The sequence below is a fragment of the Paenibacillus forsythiae T98 genome (assembly GCF_000520735.1).
Lineage (GTDB): Bacteria > Bacillota > Bacilli > Paenibacillales > Paenibacillaceae > Paenibacillus_AQ > Paenibacillus_AQ forsythiae.
Genome location: NZ_ASSC01000526.1, coordinates 1 through 1,681, shown reverse-complemented (window position 1 = coordinate 1,681; position 1,681 = coordinate 1). Strand labels below are relative to the sequence as shown.

Here is a 1,681-nt window from a genome sequence, read left to right as displayed (position 1 = left end):
AGTCGGCTGCTTCAGGCCGAGCCGGAGGAGCTGCTGATTACTTCGGGAGCCCAGCAGGCGATCAATCTGCTTGCAAGCATCATGCTGGGGCCGATGGACTGCGTCATGGTGGAGCGGCCGACCTACGGTGTGGCGCTTGATATTTTCCGCCAGCGGGGGGCGCGGCTGCTTGCGGTCGATATTACGCCAGACGGCTATGATCTGGACAAAATCGAGGGACTGATGGAGCAGTACAGACCCCGGCTCTTCTACATCAACCCCACGCATCATAATCCGACCGGATACACCGTCCCCGTGCGGCAGCGCAAACGGCTTGTCGAGCTGGCCGAGCGCTACCGCTGTCTGATCGTTGAGGACGACCCTTTCCGCGATATGTATTTCGCCGCCGAGCCGCCGCCGCCGATTTTCTCCTATGATACGGAAGGCTGGGTCGTGTATCTGGGCAGCTTCAGCAAATACGTGGCGCCGGGCCTGCGGATTTGCGCGGTCATCTGCCGGTTTCCGTTGATGGACAAGATGATCGCGGCGAAGTTCATGGCGGATAACGGGACGCCGCTGCTGAATCAGAAGATCTTTCTGCACTACTTCACCTCGCCGCGGCTTCAAGGGCATCTGGCCAAGCTGCGCATCGCGCTACAGGTGCATAAGGAGATTGCGGAGCGCGAGCTTGAAGGGATCGGGTGGAGGTGGACGGCACCGCAGGGCGGCCTCAATCTGTGGGTGAACCTGCCGGAGCATATTCCGCCCGAAATCCTGTTGCGCAAAAGCATGGAGCAGTCGATTGCCTTCGTGCCCGGTGAAATCTGCGATCCGCTGGGAGAAATGAAGTCGTGGATTCGCCTCAGCTATTCGTTCGCCGCCGAGGATGTGCTGCGCGAGGGGATGAGGAAGCTCGCGGAAATCGCGCTAAGCCTTTAAGCTTGCGGAAGTTCGGGCAATGTCAGCTTGAGCAGGCAGAAATAAACGGACGCCGGAGATCATCCCGGCGTCCGTTTAGTTGATGAGCGGCATCCGTCCTTACACCCAGCCGAAGGCGTAAGCCGCCTGCGCCGTAAGCAAAGTGACGGCGATGGCGATGCCAAGCGGGATGACGGCCGACAGCACAGCCCATTTCACGCTTTTCGTTTCCTTGTAGATATTAACCAGCGTCGTGCCGCACGGATAATGCAGCAGCGAGAACAGCATCATGTTCAGCGCCGTCAGCCACGTCCAGCCGTGCTGGAGAAAGATATCCTTGATATTGCCAAGGCTGTCGACGTCGACCATCGCTCCCGACGACAGGTAGCCCATCATCAGGATCGGCAGCACAATTTCGTTCGCGGGCAGGCCAAGGATGAACGCCATAATGATGTAGCCGTCCAGGCCGATGAGCTGCGCGAAGGGATCGAAGAAAGCGGCCATATGATTCAGAACGCTGTCGCCTCCGACGACAATATTGCCAAGTATCCAGGTGGCGATTCCGGCCGGGGCAGCGATGACGATGGCCCGCGTCAGCACGTTCAGCGACTTCTCCTTGGAAGAAACGAGGATCGTCTTCCAGATCTGCGGTCTCCGGTACGGCGGCAGCTCCAGGGTGTAATGCGTCGGCACGCCGCGCAGCGCCGTCTTGGACAGGACCCAGGAGACGGTTAGCGTGACGATGATGCCCAGCAGCACAAGGCTCATCAGGATGCCTGCGGTA

At 59.4% G+C, this 1,681-nt stretch carries 2 protein-coding genes; one reads left to right on the top strand and one right to left on the bottom strand.

The features are described from left to right. Window positions 1–918, top strand: a 918-nt coding sequence (locus tag L692_RS0116195) for an aminotransferase-like domain-containing protein (RefSeq protein WP_025701173.1), incomplete at its 5' end; no start/stop codon positions are given. A 99-nt stretch (window positions 919–1,017) separates the two neighbouring features. Here the strand turns inward: L692_RS0116195 and L692_RS0116190 are convergent. Then, window positions 1,018–1,681: nucleoside recognition domain-containing protein (locus tag L692_RS0116190; RefSeq protein ID WP_025701172.1), on the bottom strand; the 664-nt coding region annotated here is incomplete at its 5' end.